Source organism: Corynebacterium tuscaniense (genome assembly GCF_008693065.1).
Taxonomy (GTDB): domain Bacteria; phylum Actinomycetota; class Actinomycetes; order Mycobacteriales; family Mycobacteriaceae; genus Corynebacterium; species Corynebacterium tuscaniense.
On record NZ_VXKH01000002.1, the window covers coordinates 96,218 to 110,006 of the forward strand.

11 protein-coding genes and 7 tRNA genes are annotated in these 13,789 nt (G+C 57.1%); 14 read left to right on the top strand and 4 right to left on the bottom strand.

Going from position 1 to position 13,789, the window contains the following annotated elements; genetic code table 11:
- Nucleotides 1-33: 33 nt before the first annotated feature.
- Nucleotides 34-609 (bottom strand): copper resistance CopC family protein, encoded by a 576-nt coding sequence (locus F4V54_RS01255; protein ID WP_034665833.1) that lies wholly within the window; start codon nt 607-609, stop codon nt 34-36.
- A gap of 92 nt (nt 610-701) precedes the next feature.
- Here F4V54_RS01255 and F4V54_RS01260 point away from each other — a divergent pair, with 92 nt between their 5' ends.
- From F4V54_RS01260 to F4V54_RS01270, 3 genes are read left to right on the top strand one after another with little or no spacing between them, the layout of a single operon-like run.
- Nucleotides 702-2,186, top strand: coding sequence for an MFS transporter (locus F4V54_RS01260; RefSeq protein WP_376998136.1), 1,485 nt, complete (start codon nt 702-704; stop codon nt 2,184-2,186).
- Nucleotides 2,187-2,202: 16 nt separating this feature from the next.
- The gene (locus tag F4V54_RS01265; RefSeq protein WP_150385967.1) at nt 2,203-4,392 is read left to right on the top strand and encodes an AAA family ATPase; all 2,190 of its coding nucleotides are present in this window, start codon (nt 2,203-2,205) and stop codon (nt 4,390-4,392) included.
- The gene (locus F4V54_RS01270) at nt 4,385-5,434 is read left to right on the top strand and encodes a 5-methylcytosine restriction system specificity protein McrC (protein WP_170253080.1); all 1,050 of its coding nucleotides are present in this window, start codon (nt 4,385-4,387) and stop codon (nt 5,432-5,434) included. The genes F4V54_RS01265 and F4V54_RS01270 overlap by 8 nt, the downstream gene beginning before the upstream one ends.
- 120 nt (nt 5,435-5,554) lie before the next feature.
- On the opposite strand, the gene F4V54_RS01275 is transcribed toward F4V54_RS01270, so the two are convergent.
- A tRNA-Val gene (locus tag F4V54_RS01275) sits at nt 5,555-5,626 on the bottom strand.
- Between the two features lie 232 nt (nt 5,627-5,858).
- Between F4V54_RS01275 and F4V54_RS01280 the strand changes: the two genes are divergently transcribed.
- The 9 genes from F4V54_RS01280 to msrB all read left to right on the top strand — a co-directional run bounded on the left by F4V54_RS01280 (nt 5,859) and on the right by msrB (nt 9,025).
- Nucleotides 5,859-5,934: transfer RNA gene (locus tag F4V54_RS01280), tRNA-Gly, on the top strand.
- 22 nt (nt 5,935-5,956) lie between these two features.
- Nucleotides 5,957-6,028: transfer RNA gene (locus tag F4V54_RS01285), tRNA-Val, on the top strand.
- Nucleotides 6,029-6,099: 71 nt separating this feature from the next.
- A tRNA-Gly gene (locus F4V54_RS01290) sits at nt 6,100-6,175 on the top strand.
- 41 nt (nt 6,176-6,216) lie between these two features.
- Nucleotides 6,217-6,290 (top strand) — tRNA-Cys (locus F4V54_RS01295).
- A gap of 20 nt (nt 6,291-6,310) precedes the next feature.
- Nucleotides 6,311-6,382 (top strand) — tRNA-Val (locus F4V54_RS01300).
- Nucleotides 6,383-6,453: 71 nt separating this feature from the next.
- Nucleotides 6,454-6,529 (top strand) — tRNA-Gly (locus tag F4V54_RS01305).
- Between the two features lie 159 nt (nt 6,530-6,688).
- On the top strand, nt 6,689-7,339 hold the full coding sequence (locus F4V54_RS01310; RefSeq protein ID WP_102724128.1) for a dihydrofolate reductase family protein: 651 nt from the start codon (nt 6,689-6,691) through the stop codon (nt 7,337-7,339).
- A gap of 98 nt (nt 7,340-7,437) precedes the next feature.
- The gene (locus F4V54_RS01315) at nt 7,438-8,640 is read left to right on the top strand and encodes a glycosyltransferase family 87 protein (protein WP_249041188.1); all 1,203 of its coding nucleotides are present in this window, start codon (nt 7,438-7,440) and stop codon (nt 8,638-8,640) included.
- Nucleotides 8,609-9,025, top strand: a complete 417-nt coding sequence (msrB, locus tag F4V54_RS01320; RefSeq protein ID WP_150385970.1) for a peptide-methionine (R)-S-oxide reductase MsrB — start codon at nt 8,609-8,611, stop codon at nt 9,023-9,025. The genes F4V54_RS01315 and msrB overlap by 32 nt, the downstream gene beginning before the upstream one ends.
- A gap of 23 nt (nt 9,026-9,048) precedes the next feature.
- Here msrB and hemQ read toward each other — a convergent pair whose 3' ends face one another.
- Nucleotides 9,049-9,750 (bottom strand): hydrogen peroxide-dependent heme synthase, encoded by a 702-nt coding sequence (gene hemQ, locus F4V54_RS01325; RefSeq protein ID WP_150385971.1) that lies wholly within the window; start codon nt 9,748-9,750, stop codon nt 9,049-9,051.
- Nucleotides 9,751-9,948: 198 nt separating this feature from the next.
- Between hemQ and F4V54_RS01330 the strand changes: the two genes are divergently transcribed.
- Nucleotides 9,949-10,512 carry a DUF3000 domain-containing protein gene (locus F4V54_RS01330; RefSeq protein ID WP_376998134.1) on the top strand — a complete coding sequence of 188 codons (564 nt, stop codon included), beginning with the start codon at nt 9,949-9,951 and terminating at the stop codon, nt 10,510-10,512.
- A gap of 42 nt (nt 10,513-10,554) precedes the next feature.
- Nucleotides 10,555-11,763, top strand: coding sequence for an HRDC domain-containing protein (locus F4V54_RS01335; RefSeq protein ID WP_150385973.1), 1,209 nt, complete (start codon nt 10,555-10,557; stop codon nt 11,761-11,763).
- On the opposite strand, the gene dxs is transcribed toward F4V54_RS01335, so the two are convergent.
- On the bottom strand, nt 11,760-13,700 hold the full coding sequence (dxs, locus tag F4V54_RS01340; protein WP_150385974.1) for a 1-deoxy-D-xylulose-5-phosphate synthase: 1,941 nt from the start codon (nt 13,698-13,700) through the stop codon (nt 11,760-11,762). The genes F4V54_RS01335 and dxs overlap by 4 nt on opposite strands.
- Between the last annotated feature and the right edge of the window lie 89 nt (nt 13,701-13,789).

Sequence of the window (13,789 nt, forward strand, 5' to 3'; positions counted from 1 at the left end):
CGGGTGATCTTACTCTGGCTCGCCGGTCTACCGTCAGTCACGGTTCTCATTGCGCTGACCATCGCGTTGGCGTTGCCCCAAGAGCGCAATGACTGCGCCGCCAACAAGAACAACGCCGAGGAGAATCCATACCCAGATGTAGCCACCAATGATGCTTTGCGTCTCGTTGGCATCTTGCTGTGTCTCATCCGGTTTACCCTTTCCCTCATCACCTGCTTCAGTTTCCACAGTCGTCCCGGGGGGTTGGTAGGTAAATTGCGTCATGCCCTTGGTTGCATGGCCATCGGAGGATGTGATTTGGAAGCCAATGCGGTACTTGCCGGGTTGTGGGTCAAGGTCCGCAGGCACGTCGATGCTTACATTTTGGCGGTCAACCGTAGGTTCGCCACTGAACAGCACTTCATTCGTGTCCATGCGGGACAGCGCGATCCTGTTAAACCCCTCTCGCGGGATACCTGAAAACACCAACACGAGTTCGCTGGGAAATTCCGTTACCGTCGCCTCAACTCCCGGCTCGGCGTTGATCACGGAATCATGCGCCAACGCGGCCGGTGCCCCAGCCACGGCAATGCCCGCTGCCGCCACCACTGCGGCGAGTTTCTTCTTCACTGTGGTCCAGCTCTCTTTCGCTTATCGACGAATCCCCTGCCACCACCACTACACCTCTTGGCGTGACAAATATCTGTCTCAAAGGGTAGGTTATCCGCGTGAATTCTCCCGAAAGCTCTTCAAGTAACACCCCCGCCAGCGCGAACCGCTGGCCATTTTTTGTCGTCGTGTCACTGGGCCTCCTCATGGTTGCCCTGGATAACTCGATCCTTTACACGGCTTTACCCGCGCTTGATGAGCAGTTGGGGGCCTCCGCCGCAGAGTCCCTATGGATCATTAACGCCTACCCGTTGGTGATTACCGGTCTGCTCCTCGGCACCGGCACCTTGGGGGACAAGATTGGCCACCGGCTGATGTTCATGATCGGACTGGTCATCTTCGGCTTTGCCTCCCTTGCGGCGGCCTTCTCCCCCACCCCGCTGGCGCTTATCATCGCCCGTGCTTTCTTGGGCGCTGGCGCTGCCACGATGCTGCCCGCCACCCTCGCCCTGGTGAACCAGATCTTCCCTGAAGAGCGGGAGCGCAACGTTGCCATGAGCATCTGGGTCTCCGCTGCAGTCCTAGGTGCCGCACTTGGCCCCGTTGTCGGTGGTCTGCTGTTGGAGTTCTTCTGGTGGGGTTCCGTCTTCCTCATCAACGTCCCCGTTGTCATTATCACTTTCCTTCTCACCATTCTCATCGGGCCGAAGAACAAGCCGAATCCGGCGAAGAAGTGGGACATCTTCTCCTCCATCTACGCCCTGTTTGCGCTGTCGGGCCTCACCATGGTGATTAAGGAAACAGCGCGTCTGGATACCAACATGACCATCCTGGCCATTGCTGTTGTGATCATGCTTTTCGGCGCATTCATGTTCGCCCGCCGGCAGAGGAAGCTGCCAGAGCCGCTTCTCACATTTGACATCTTTAAAAATCCCATCTTCGCCGGTGGCGCCATCACAGCAGTTGGCGCAATGTTCGTGGTCATCGGCTTGGAGATGACCACCACTCAGCGCCTTCAGCTTGTCGACGGCTTCACCCCCTTCCACGCCGGCCTCACCATCGGCGTTGTCGGCGTTGTTGCCCTGCCCCTCTCCATCGCCGGTGGCGCCATTTTGCACCGCGTCGGCTTCCGCACCATCGTCTGCAGTGGCTTCGCCGCCTGCGTCGTCGGCGCACTCGTGTCCTGGTGGGGCTCCAACCTGGATAGCTTCCCCATCTTCCTCACCGGCTTCATCATCCTCGGCGCCGGCGCCAACTTCGCCATGTCCGTATCCTCCATTGCCATCATCGGCGCCGCCCCTGCAGAACGCTCCGGTATGGCAGCTAGTGTGGAAGAAGTTTCCTACGAATTCGGCACCCTCATCACCGTTGCCGTCTCCGGCACAATGCTGACCTCCCTCCTCCTCGCCTTCCTCCCCGAGGACATCGCCCACCTAGGCATGGACGCCGTATTCAACCCCGCCACCCGTGACGCCGCCGCCCCCGCCTACGCACGAGCCCACGAAGCCGTCGTCGCCTTCCAAGCCCTTGCCGCTGCCGTCCTCTGCGGCATTACCGCGTGGTGCTTCCGCGGAAACCCGAAATCAGCAAGCGTCTAAATGTCACAATGAGGATATGTCTGATCAGCTCTCCGCAGTCACTTCTTCCCGTCCTCAATGCGAACTGAATCTTGCCACCGATGTCCGCCCCATCACCGAGCAAATGCTTGGCGATGGGTACTCGATTCTGGACTCAAGCCTAAAGATTTGGGTCAGTGAGGTTGCCGAAGAACTCCGCCGACGCATTGAGGACAACCCGATCCACGGAAAGAGCCAGACTCAATGGGAAAAGCTTCGTGAGCAATTGACCGGCGCTGCGCCGGAAGTCATTCTGCTGGCCGCCGAGATCGCCATCTTACGCGAGCACCCAACGAAAGGCTCCCAAGCTGTTACACGGCGTCAACACCTTGAGGATATTTTGGGGATCTTGGATCATCCCATTGAAATTCCATCCGATGTCGTCTCGTGGATGTCCACGACTTCCAATTGTGGATTCAAACCCGGACAGAGCTACTACGGGTCCTTGTGGCGCCAGATCATCTGGGTAGCCAATTTCATCAAGACTTGGGATTCACAAACCCCAGAACAAAAAGCCTCGGTGCGACAAGACCCCTGGGCCATCGAGAAATGCATGCTCGATTCCGGCGAGGACCGCTCAGATATCAGGAACGCTCTTCAGTTCCTTATCTTCCCCGAGTATTTTGAGCCTATCTCCAGCCAGGATATGAAGACTCGCATTCGTGATGCATTTGCAGATCGTCTGAGCTCCATCGCATCCGACTCTCCGCTTGATGTAGACCAAGACCTGCTGAGAGTTCGGCACTCACTCGGCCATGAGATCAGTGACCCCTTCCATTTTTGGAGCCCACAAGTTCGTCCGATGTGGGACAAAGACGCCATCCAGGTTGAACCCGATGAGGAGGCTCGAGGCACCCACTACTGGCTGTTCGCTCCCGGCAAAGGTGGCGAAAACTGGGAAGCCCAATACTCCGACGGTGTCATGGCTATCGGCTGGGAGGAAGTCGGCGACTTGTCTCAGTACAGTTCCCGCGATCAAATTCGCAAAGCACTCCCTGCAGACCAGAATGGCCCCAACAACACACTCGCGCTATGGGAGTTTCAAAACTCAATACAGCCTGGCGATATTATCTTCGCCAAACGTGGGCGTAAAGAAGTCATTGGCAGAGGACGCGTGACCTCCGAGGCGCGGCACGAACCGGGACGCACTGGTTTCCCCAATGTGAGGGACGTTGAGTGGACGGATAAGGGACAGTGGGAGCACCCTGGTGATGCTGCTACAAAAACCTTGACCGACATCACCCGCTACACGGATTACGTTAAGGATCTTGAGAGCCTATTCGGGGATGATCCATCGGAGGGCACCCCAGTGGCTGAACATCCTCCCTATAGCAAGGAACAATTCCTCAAAGAGGTCTATCTTCCCGAGGAGAAGTACGACCGCCTTCGCTCCTTGCTCATGCGGAAGAAAAACGTCATTCTCGCTGGCCCTCCCGGCGTAGGCAAGACCTTCTCTGCGAAACGTCTCGCTTACTCGATCATGGGCGAGGTAGATAAAAGCCGAATCCTCACGGTCCAATTTCATCAAAGCTTCAGCTATGAAGACTTCATTATGGGGTATCGCCCGACGGAATCAGGCGGTTTCAAACTGGAATACGGACCGTTCTATAAGTTTTGCTCCGAGGCCCAGAAGGATGAAACTGGCAAGCCATATTTCTTCATTATCGATGAAATCAACCGTGGCAATATCTCAAAAATTTTCGGCGAAATGCTCATGCTTATCGAAGCCGATAAGCGAGGGCAAATACTGAGACTCCTCTACAGGAATGAAAAATTCTCAGTTCCAGACAATCTGCACATCATCGGAATGATGAACACAGCAGACAGAAGCATTGCTGTTCTTGACTATGCACTTCGTCGGCGTTTCGGTTTCTTCGAAATGAGTCCGGCCTTCGATTCCTCCCAATTCAAGCGACAGATGGAAGCTCAGGAGAGTGAAGCGTTCAACGCCCTAGTCGCAACGATCAAAGACCTCAACCGTGAAATTGAAAGCGATCCGACACTAGGACGTGGCTTTGCCATCGGTCATAGTTATCTCACTCTCCCTGAAGACACGGCACCGGATGAGACATGGCTTTCTTCCGTTGTTGAGGACGAGCTCATCCCACTTCTCGACGAGTACTGGTTCGATGAGCAAAGCCGCGTCGAAGAATGGAGCTTCAAACTCAGGAATTCGATCGATGTCTAAGTCCTCTAAGACCTCTGTGCTGGTCGGAAACGTCTACGTCATGATGGCGTATGCGTTTAGATCCATCCACCACCGAGAAGTCTCACTTCGTGGGGAAATCGAGTTCGAGCATCTTCACGAACTCCTAGCTCATCGCATTGGATTCGAAACCAGCCGCCAGGTACGGCGAGGCCTTCACAAGCAATATGTGTCACACGAAGAAGTGCTCACCACTGTTCGTGGAAAAGTCGATGTCAGCGGCTCGGTGACGCGCAATGCGGTTTCAAAGGGACGCCTTGCTTGTGTTTTTGATGAGTTCAGCGAGGACACTCCACACAACCGTGCGGTGAAGGCTGCCTTGAGCACGCTTATCCAACACGGTTCAGTGAGTCATGAACGCAAACGTTTCCTCAAACGCTTACAAAGCCACTTCACTGGCGTAGCGGAAATCCCGTTGCGAATGATCGACTGGTCGTCATTGACCTATTATCGTACGAATTCCTCGTACAGGACACTGCTCCAGTACTGCCAGTTCTTGGCGGAGGGCCTGCTGCCGTCCGACGAATCGGGGGAAGCACTCGCGGCATGGGCGACAGATGACTCGCTGAACGATCTATTCGAACGGTTTGTCCGCGAATACTTCGCCGTCCACTACCCTCAGCTCAACAGTCGAGCCTCGAACATCGTGTGGGCGGTTGATGATGAGCTTGAATTGCCATCGCAGCTACCAGCGATGCGCACCGACATCACACTTTCCGATGGAAAACGAACGCTCATCATCGACACGAAGTTCTATAGCAACCCCCTCCAAATGGGACGTTGGGGGAAAGCTTCCCTTCATTCAGGCAACCTGTATCAACTCTTCACCTACGTGAAGAATGCCGACACGATGATGGGCGGCTCAGTTAGCGGCCTGCTCCTCTACGCCAGAACAACGGCGCAGGAACACCCCGATTTAGACACGTATATCCAAGGAAGCCACATTCAAGCAACCACGATCGACCTCACCCAGCCATGGCCTCAAGTCCGCCAAACTCTCGACGCGATACTAACTAGCTGGTAACACGTGCCTAATGATGGATATCGATCCTCACTTGACCTCAGCGTCCCGCAAACGAAAACCAAAAGAAGCCACAGTAGAAACGAGAAAAAGTCCGCCGTGCATACGGCGGACTTCTGTTTGTGGTCCTAGCTGGGATCGAACCAGCGACCTTTCCGGTGTGAACGGAACGCTCTTCCACTGAGCCATAGGACCATTGCGTTTTTGACGCGAGGGATACATTAACACCAGGCTGACAAAAGCCCATAATCGGGGTGATGCTGACGGCAGCACACATTAACAACCGATCCTCACACAGCACTTCCATGACGTCGTGACCACAAGAAATGTGAGTTACAAAGGGGCGATTTGTCCTTGGGGCGACGGACAGATTAAAGTCTTGAACCGCACAACTTCACAAGGAGCAACACTTTTGAAGTGAGTGTGTGCGGATGTAGCGCAGTTGGTAGCGCATCACCTTGCCAAGGTGAGGGTCGCGAGTTCGAGTCTCGTCATCCGCTCCACGTCCCCCTAGCGGGGACTTCCGCGCGATTAGCTCAGCGGTAGAGCACTACCTCGACACGGTAGGGGTCACTGGTTCGATCCCAGTATCGCGCACAAGGATCCTTCACGGATCCGCGGAAGGATCACCCCGGTGGTCACTCCATTCGAGCACTAGATGCTCGAATGCGGATGTAGCGCAGTTGGTAGCGCATCACCTTGCCAAGGTGAGGGTCGCGAGTTCGAGTCTCGTCATCCGCTCCAAGTACCTCATTGGTACTGTCAAAGAGGCGGCAATCGCCCGCGGTGGAATGGCCGAGTGGTGAGGCAAAGGTCTGCAAAACCTTGTACACGGGTTCGATTCCCGTTTCCACCTCCATATTCTTAACTGAATAGTTCGCGCGATTAGCTCAGCGGTAGAGCACTACCTCGACACGGTAGGGGTCACTGGTTCGATCCCAGTATCGCGCACAAGGATCCGTCACGGATCCGCGGATTGATCATTAAAGTGATCTCTCCGTGTGAGTGTCCAACACTCACACGCGGATGTAGCGCAGTTGGTAGCGCATCACCTTGCCAAGGTGAGGGTCGCGAGTTCGAGTCTCGTCATCCGCTCCACTTCTCCCCCCGGGATTGTCTGCCACCAAGACAGCCCGGGGGATTTGCCTATCAGCTGTCGCGACCCAGATCGGAAAATGTGTAGCACCTTCTGCGGTTTTAGGTAATTCCTGTAGCCTTTCCGGATCTAGGTAGCACGAAGCTCTCCAAGGAGGTCCAATGAACCAGGCGGACACGATCAACACGATCATCGGCCCAACATCCGCCCAGGAGGAGGTCCGGGCGGTTGCGATTACAACGCTGTTCGGCTCGTTCACCACAGGAGGCACGTCCGGCAAGCTGGGCAATGAGATGGATTCGGCAGTGCTCCAGGGGTTGCGCGAATGGGCCGATGTGATTCTCGTGGGTTCCGGCACCGTCAAGGCGGAGGATTACGGCCCAGCAGATACACCAATGGCGGTGGTTTCACGCTCCCTCACCTTTGACACCACCACGAAGTTGTTCAGCGGCACTCCCCCGATCATCGTGACGCCGCAGGAGTCGCTGGCAGATCCCGCGCTCACATCACGCCGGAAAACACTAGAAGCCGCTGGGTGTGAGTTGGCGGAAGGCGGTGGGGTTCCGGAGGTCGTCGATAAGCTTCGCGCACGGGGCTTCGGCCGGATCGTGTGCGAGGGCGGGCCATCGTTGTACGCAGAGATGTTCAAGCATTCGCTTATCGACGTCCTCCATCTCACCCTCGACCCCCACGTCAACGGAGAGCCCGCCGGGCTGGTGGGCGACATTGCGGAACGTTTCACCTTGGAACAGGCTGTGGCGGATGGGGACTATCTTTTCACGCGTTACCGGCGGGTTCAGAAGACCTCGTAGCCGGCGTTTAGTACGTTAATGGGGTGACTACCCGCGCTGATGCCCTGAGAACTATATGGACCGCACCGGCCCTTAACCGGGGCCCCCGGTGGGAACTGGTGGCTAATGCCGCCTTGTGGCCCGTGGCCATCTTGCTGTTTACCCACCGTATTGTGGCTTTAGCGCTTCCCGGCACGATCACCGATGACTTCACTACTGTGTGGGCCGCAGCCCGCCGGTTTGTGGCGCGCGTGCCGGTCTATTCCGAGAACTACACCACCGTCGACCCGCACTACCTGTACAACCCGGGGGCCACGCTGCTGTTGTCGCCCTTGGGCTTGTTCGGCTCAACGGAGATCATCCGTCCGCTGTTCATTTTGGTGAATGCACTGGCCATCCTTGGGGCTCTTGCGTGGCTCACGCGCTTGTCAGGGTTCACGCTGGCGCACCCGGTTTTCCCCGGTGCGATTGCACTTGGCTTTGCGACGGAAGCGGTAACCAACACCCTCACCTTCTCCAACATCAATGGCATCTTGCTGTTGGGGCTCGTCGCTTTCCTCGCGTTTCTGCTGCGAGGCCCGTCGTTGGCCGCGGGTGTGGTCCTGGGGTTGTGCATCTTGATCAAGCCGATGTTTGCACCGCTCATTGTGCTGCCACTGTTGCGCATGAACTGGGGTGCGGTGATCGCGGCGGGTCTCGTACCGGTGATCTTCAACGTTATCGCCTGGCCACTGACTCCCGGCGCCCGCGACTACATCGATGTGGTTGTCCCCTACCTGGGTATCACGCGGGACTACGCCAACTCATCGCTGGCCGGCGCTGCTGTGTACTTTGGCATGCCGGCATGGCTCCATGGTGGTTTGTTCATGATCTTCGCTGCCGCTGTCCTCGTAGCGGTTGTTGGGTTGGCGCGGTGGCGGTGGAGTGATGAGTGGATGTGGGCGGCCACCACTGCTGCTGTACTGCTAGCAGGTGTCTGTCTACTTTCCTCCCTGGGCCAGGCGTATTACTCCATGATGCTCTTCCCCGCAGTGTTCACCGTGGCACGTGCTACCAGTGTCTTCCACACCCCCACCGCCTGGTTGGGAATCATTTTGTGCCTTTCCCCGTTGAGTTGGGTGGTATACGACAATCCTGTTATCGGCCGCTGGACAAACACTTTCCTGCCTACGGCTGGGTGGGCGATATTTATAATCGCCACCGCGGTGTGGGCGGCAACTTTGGCATTGCACCGAGCAACGGGCAGTTCGGTTAATGAAGACAATGACGCAGATGGAGGGACACAACACCATGACACAGAACAACTACAGCGACTGGACTGAACAGCAGTGGCGTGAACGCCTCACCCCTGAGGAATTCCACGTGCTGCGCCAGGCGGGCACGGAGCCGCCCGGAGTGGGCGAATACACAGACACCACCACCGAGGGCATCTATCACTGCCGCGCATGCGGGGAAGATCTGTTCCGTTCCACAGAGAAGTTCCAGTCCCACTGTGGCTGGCCGTCTTTCTTCTCACCATCAAACAGCGAGAAGGTCATAGAACGCGAAGATACCTCCCACGGCATGGTGCGCACTGAGGTGTTATGCGCAACCTGTGGTTCCCACCTGGGCCATGTCTTCGCTGGTGAGGGTTACCCCACCCCGACAGACCTGCGATACTGCATCAATTCCATCGCCATGACTCTGGAAGAAAAGCCGATGCAGTAACCGGTCTATCTACGGATCGAAGATTACGGCAAGACCTCAATGATCTCTGCGATGTCCGTCACTCGACGGCCCGAGAAGAACGGAAGCTCCTCGCGCACGTGGAGGCGTGCCTCGGTGTAACGCATCTTGTGCATGAGATCGGAAATACGCTCAAGCGTCGGCGCTTCAAAGGCGAGCATCCATTCGTAATCACCAAGCGCGAATGCAGACATTGTGTTCGCACGAACATCCGCGTAATCCGCTGCGGCCTGGCCATGCTCGATGAGCAGCTGGCGCCGCTTATCCGGATCCATGATGTACCAGTCATAAGAACGCGTGAACGGATAGACGGTGATCCAATCCTGTGGCTCTTCACCCATGATGAAGGCTGGCAAGTGACCGCGGTTGAACTCCGCCGGGCGGTGCAAGCCAACGCCGACCCAGAACACCTCAAGGCACCGACCAAACACTGTTGTCCGACGGAAATCGTTGTAGGCCTTCTGCAAGTCGGTGAATTCTTCAGCGTGCCACCAGATCATCACATCTGCTTCAGAGCGCATCCCGGAGATGTCATACACACCGCGAACGACAACCTTGCCTTGAGCCTCAAGGTTGTCAAAGAATTCCTTCGCCTCCGCAATGATGTCCCCCCGATCCGCACCAAGCGCCCCCGGAATCACGCGGAATGTCGCCCACTGCGCGTAGCGCTGTGTGTTGTTGAGTTTTTCAATGTCTGGCTGTGCCATGTTGTTGTGCCCTTTCTCCCCACACGGGATTATCAACCGAAAGTTTTATCAATGTCCTTTGTAGCACGTTGGCGAGAGTAACGGCGCGCCTCCACAGAATGATGGCAGTCACTGGATAGCTTGGAACCCGTGACACATTCGGACCAACCCACGCTCGCCACGGCCTCTGAGCCCCATGCCTCCCAAGAATCCGCAACAATTCCTGAGGATTTCACCGAGGCAGTCGAATCCATGCACCGCGCCCAACTGCGGCCGGAAATCAGCCTGGGAACAATCCGCCCACCTCAGCGCCCAGCCCCGTACAGCCATGCCATCGGTCTTGAGGTTGCCGGTCTGGATGAGAGCGGCCCGATACCCACCGATTCTCAGGGTGACGCCTTCGGCCGTCTGATCCTGCTGTACTCCCCCTCCAGCGAAGAAACCTGGGAAAACTCGATGCGTTTGGTCGCCTACATCCAGGCTGACATGGACGACGACGTTGCCTCCGACCCGCTTTTGCCCGACGTTGCGTGGCAGTGGCTAGGTGAATCCTTGGAGGAAACCCATGCGGAATACACCGATCTTGGCGGCACGGTAACGTCCACGGCATCCGTCCGTTTCGGGGATATCGGTGGTCCACCACGCGCATACCAGATTGAAATGCGCGCCTCCTGGACGGCTGCGACCACAGATTTATCTCACCACGTTGAGGCTTTTTCAAAGGTTCTGGCTCACGTTGCTGGCCTGCCACCGGAAGGTGTAGCTGGCCTCGACCGTCGCTAGGCAAAAAGCGTCTCAAAGTAGTGGGCAACTATCCTGATGGGCATGTGCGCTCGCTACCAACTCGTCGATACGCCAGAAGCCTTTGAACGCGCAGCGAGTTCCCTCTCGGCAGGGCGCGGCCCTTTTGCTATTGATACTGAGCGCGCGTCTGCGTACCGCTACGACAACCGTGCGTTTCTGGTTCAGATCCATCGTCGTGGTGCCGGCACCTACTTATTCGCGCCGGAGGGATACCGTGCGGAACTCACGCGGGCGCTCGCTCCCGTGCTCAATGGAGCCGAGTGGATCGTGCACGCCGCACCAGAAGATCTTCCCAGCCTGGCAGATTTGGGCCTTCACCCTGGGCGGCTTTTTGATACCGCGCTCGCTGGTCGCATCGCTGGGTACAACAAGCCGAACCTCGGCGCTATGGTAAAGGAATTTTGTGGTGTTGAGCTCGAGAAAAGCCATGGCCGTGAAAATTGGTCCGCAGTTCCGCTGCCTGAAGATTGGCTTGATTACGCCGCCGATGACGTGATCTATCTTGGGGATCTCGCGGATGCACAGGCGGAGCTTTTGGAACTTCAAGGCAAGACAGACGCTGCTGAGCAAGAGTTTTCCCACATTGTTGATGAATTTGCCCACTGGTCACCGCAGATGCCTACGTGGACCATGCTCAAAGGGACATCATCCCTCCATACCGCACGTTCACGCGCGGTGGCACGGGCAGTGTGGACTGCACGCGATGAAGAAGCCTCACGCCGCGATGTCTCCCCCACGACAATCCTGCCCAACAAGGTCATCATTGCCATTGCGAAGAAGCAACCATCACGCGCATGTGAGTTGGCGCGTATCGACGGCTTTCCGCGCCGCCGCCGTGGCGCTACCCGCAAATGGTTCACCGTGGTGGAAAAAGCCTACGCATCCGATCCAGCCACCTGGCCACAGAAGCAACGCTCCACTGGTGGCGCCCCCGGTAAATCAGCGTGGCAGCGCCACCACTCCGAGTCGTGGGAGGCGCTCCAAACCATGCGCGCAGCTGTAGCGGAAACAGCAACTGATCTGAACATCAGTCCGGAGATCCTGCTCACCCCCGCCATTCTGCGGGAAGCAGTGTGGGCCTTCACCGAAGGTGACGCGGTAAGCCAGACTCACTCGGTGGCCTCACTCCTGGCAGACCTGGGTGCACGACCGTGGCAGATTGAGTACACCGCCGCGCTATTCACCATGAACCTAGGAATCAGCGCCAGAATAGACGAAGCTGAGGGTTAATCCCGGTCGGCTAAGCCTTCAATCCAGCCACGGATGGATTCCCGCGCGGAAGCAGCATCTAGCCCGACATCCTCCAGCAATTCATCACGGGTCGCATGCCCCGGGAATACATCCGGGAACGCCAGGTGACGCAGCGGGGTATCCACCTCAGCGGTAGACAACACCTCATTCAGAGCTGATCCCACGCCACCACGGATGACGCCATCTTCGTACACCACCACGAGGTCTGCTTCCGTGGCCATACCGACTAACTCCGGGTTCACCGGGATAATCCACCGTGGGTCCACGACGGTGATCTTGTCTCCGTCCGCATTGAGTGATTCTGCTACTTCCACAGCACGACCGGCGAATTCACCGATGGCCACGAGCAGCACGTCCACAGACGCGTCTCCTCCCGCAGCACCAGCACGTGAACCGTCCGCTGGATCAACAAGGATGTCCATTCCCCCTGGTGTTCGGCGGACAGCTTCAATGCCCGAACTGACATCGCCTTTCGGGAAACGCACAACCGTAGGGCCGGTGTCCACCGCGATAGCTTCGCGGAATTCCTCACGCAGCCGATCCGCATCGCGTGGTGCAGCAACCTGAATGCCGGGGACAATCGAGGTCAACGCCATGTCCCACACACCGTTGTGGCTCGCGCCATCACTACCGGTGACACCGGCGCGGTCCAGCACGAGGGTCACGGGCTGGTTGATCAGTGCAACATCCATGAGCAGTTGATCAAAGGCGCGATTCAAGAACGTGGAGTACACCGCAACCACCGGGTGCAAGCCACCCAGAGCCATACCGGCAGCAGAGGTCACCGCATGCTGCTCCGCGATTCCTACATCGAAGAAACGGGAAGGGAACTTCTCCGCAAACGGGGTGAGCCCCGTCGGGCCGGCCATTGCCGCGGTCAGGGCGACAATATCCTCACGTTTTTGAGCGGCACGAAGAAGTTCTTCCGAGAACACGCCGGTCCAGCCAGGGCGGACTTTCCCAAGTGCTTCGCCTGTCACCGGGTCAATCACACCGGTCGAATGCATTTGATCCGCCATGTCATTGACAGCCGGGGCAAAACCATGGCCCTTCTCTGTTGCGACGTGGAGCAGTAACGGCCCGTCATGCTGTTGGGCGTAACGGAACGCGCCGAGCAGCGCACCAACATCGTGTCCGTCAATGGGGCCCACGTATTTCAGGCCCAAGTCCTGGAACATCTGGGTAGGCATAACTTGATGTTTGATGCCGTCTTTGACCGCTTTGAAGGCACCAAACGCGCGCTCCCCAACCCAGCCCATGGATTTCAAGGTGCGCTTGCCTTGTTCCATCACTTCGTCATATCCAGGCTGGATGCGGATGGAAGCAATCTGGGATCGAATATTGTCCAAGTTGCGGGCAAAACCGCCAATGGTTTTGGAATAGGAGCGGCCATTGTCATTGACCACGATGACAACATTGCGTTCACTTTCCGCAATATTGTTGAGCGCTTCCCAGCACATGCCACCAGTCAAAGCTCCGTCGCCGACTACGGCCACCACACGGCTATCAGCCTCACCGTGCAGCACCTTCGCCTTAGACAAACCATCCGCATAGGACAGTGCTGCAGACGCGTGGGAGGATTCCGTCCAATCATGCTCTGATTCCGCCCGGCTGGTGTAGCCCGAGAGACCGTCCTTCTTACGCAGAGTGTCAAACTGGTCTGCACGCCCGGTGAGGATTTTGTGCACGTAAGACTGGTGCGATGTGTCGAAGATGATGGGATCTTTCGGCGAGTCAAACACGGCGTGCAGGGCAAGCGTTAACTCAACCACTCCAAGGTTCGGCCCAAGGTGGCCACCGGTGGCTGAGACTTTCTGGATGAGGAACTCGCGGATGTCATCAGCCAGAAGCTCGAGCTCCTCCACTGACATGTCTTTCACATCAGAGGGAAGCGATAGATCTTCAAGCCTTTTCACGTATCCTCGCTGCTCCTTCACATCGCTTGGTTACTGCTTCAGCAGTAGGCCGTAATAGCCACCGCTCGTTCTGCACAACTTTACACGTC

Coding starts and splice junctions, on each gene's coding strand:
- msrB (WP_150385970.1), top strand. CDS start 8,609: ATGACACAGAACAACTACAGCGACTGGACTGAACAGCAGTGGCGTGAA.
- F4V54_RS01270 (WP_170253080.1), top strand. CDS start 4,385: ATGTCTAAGTCCTCTAAGACCTCTGTGCTGGTCGGAAACGTCTACGTC.
- F4V54_RS01265 (WP_150385967.1), top strand. CDS start 2,203: ATGTCTGATCAGCTCTCCGCAGTCACTTCTTCCCGTCCTCAATGCGAA.
- F4V54_RS01310 (WP_102724128.1), top strand. CDS start 6,689: ATGAACCAGGCGGACACGATCAACACGATCATCGGCCCAACATCCGCC.
- hemQ (WP_150385971.1), bottom strand. CDS start 9,750: ATGGCACAGCCAGACATTGAAAAACTCAACAACACACAGCGCTACGCG.
- F4V54_RS01335 (WP_150385973.1), top strand. CDS start 10,555: ATGTGCGCTCGCTACCAACTCGTCGATACGCCAGAAGCCTTTGAACGC.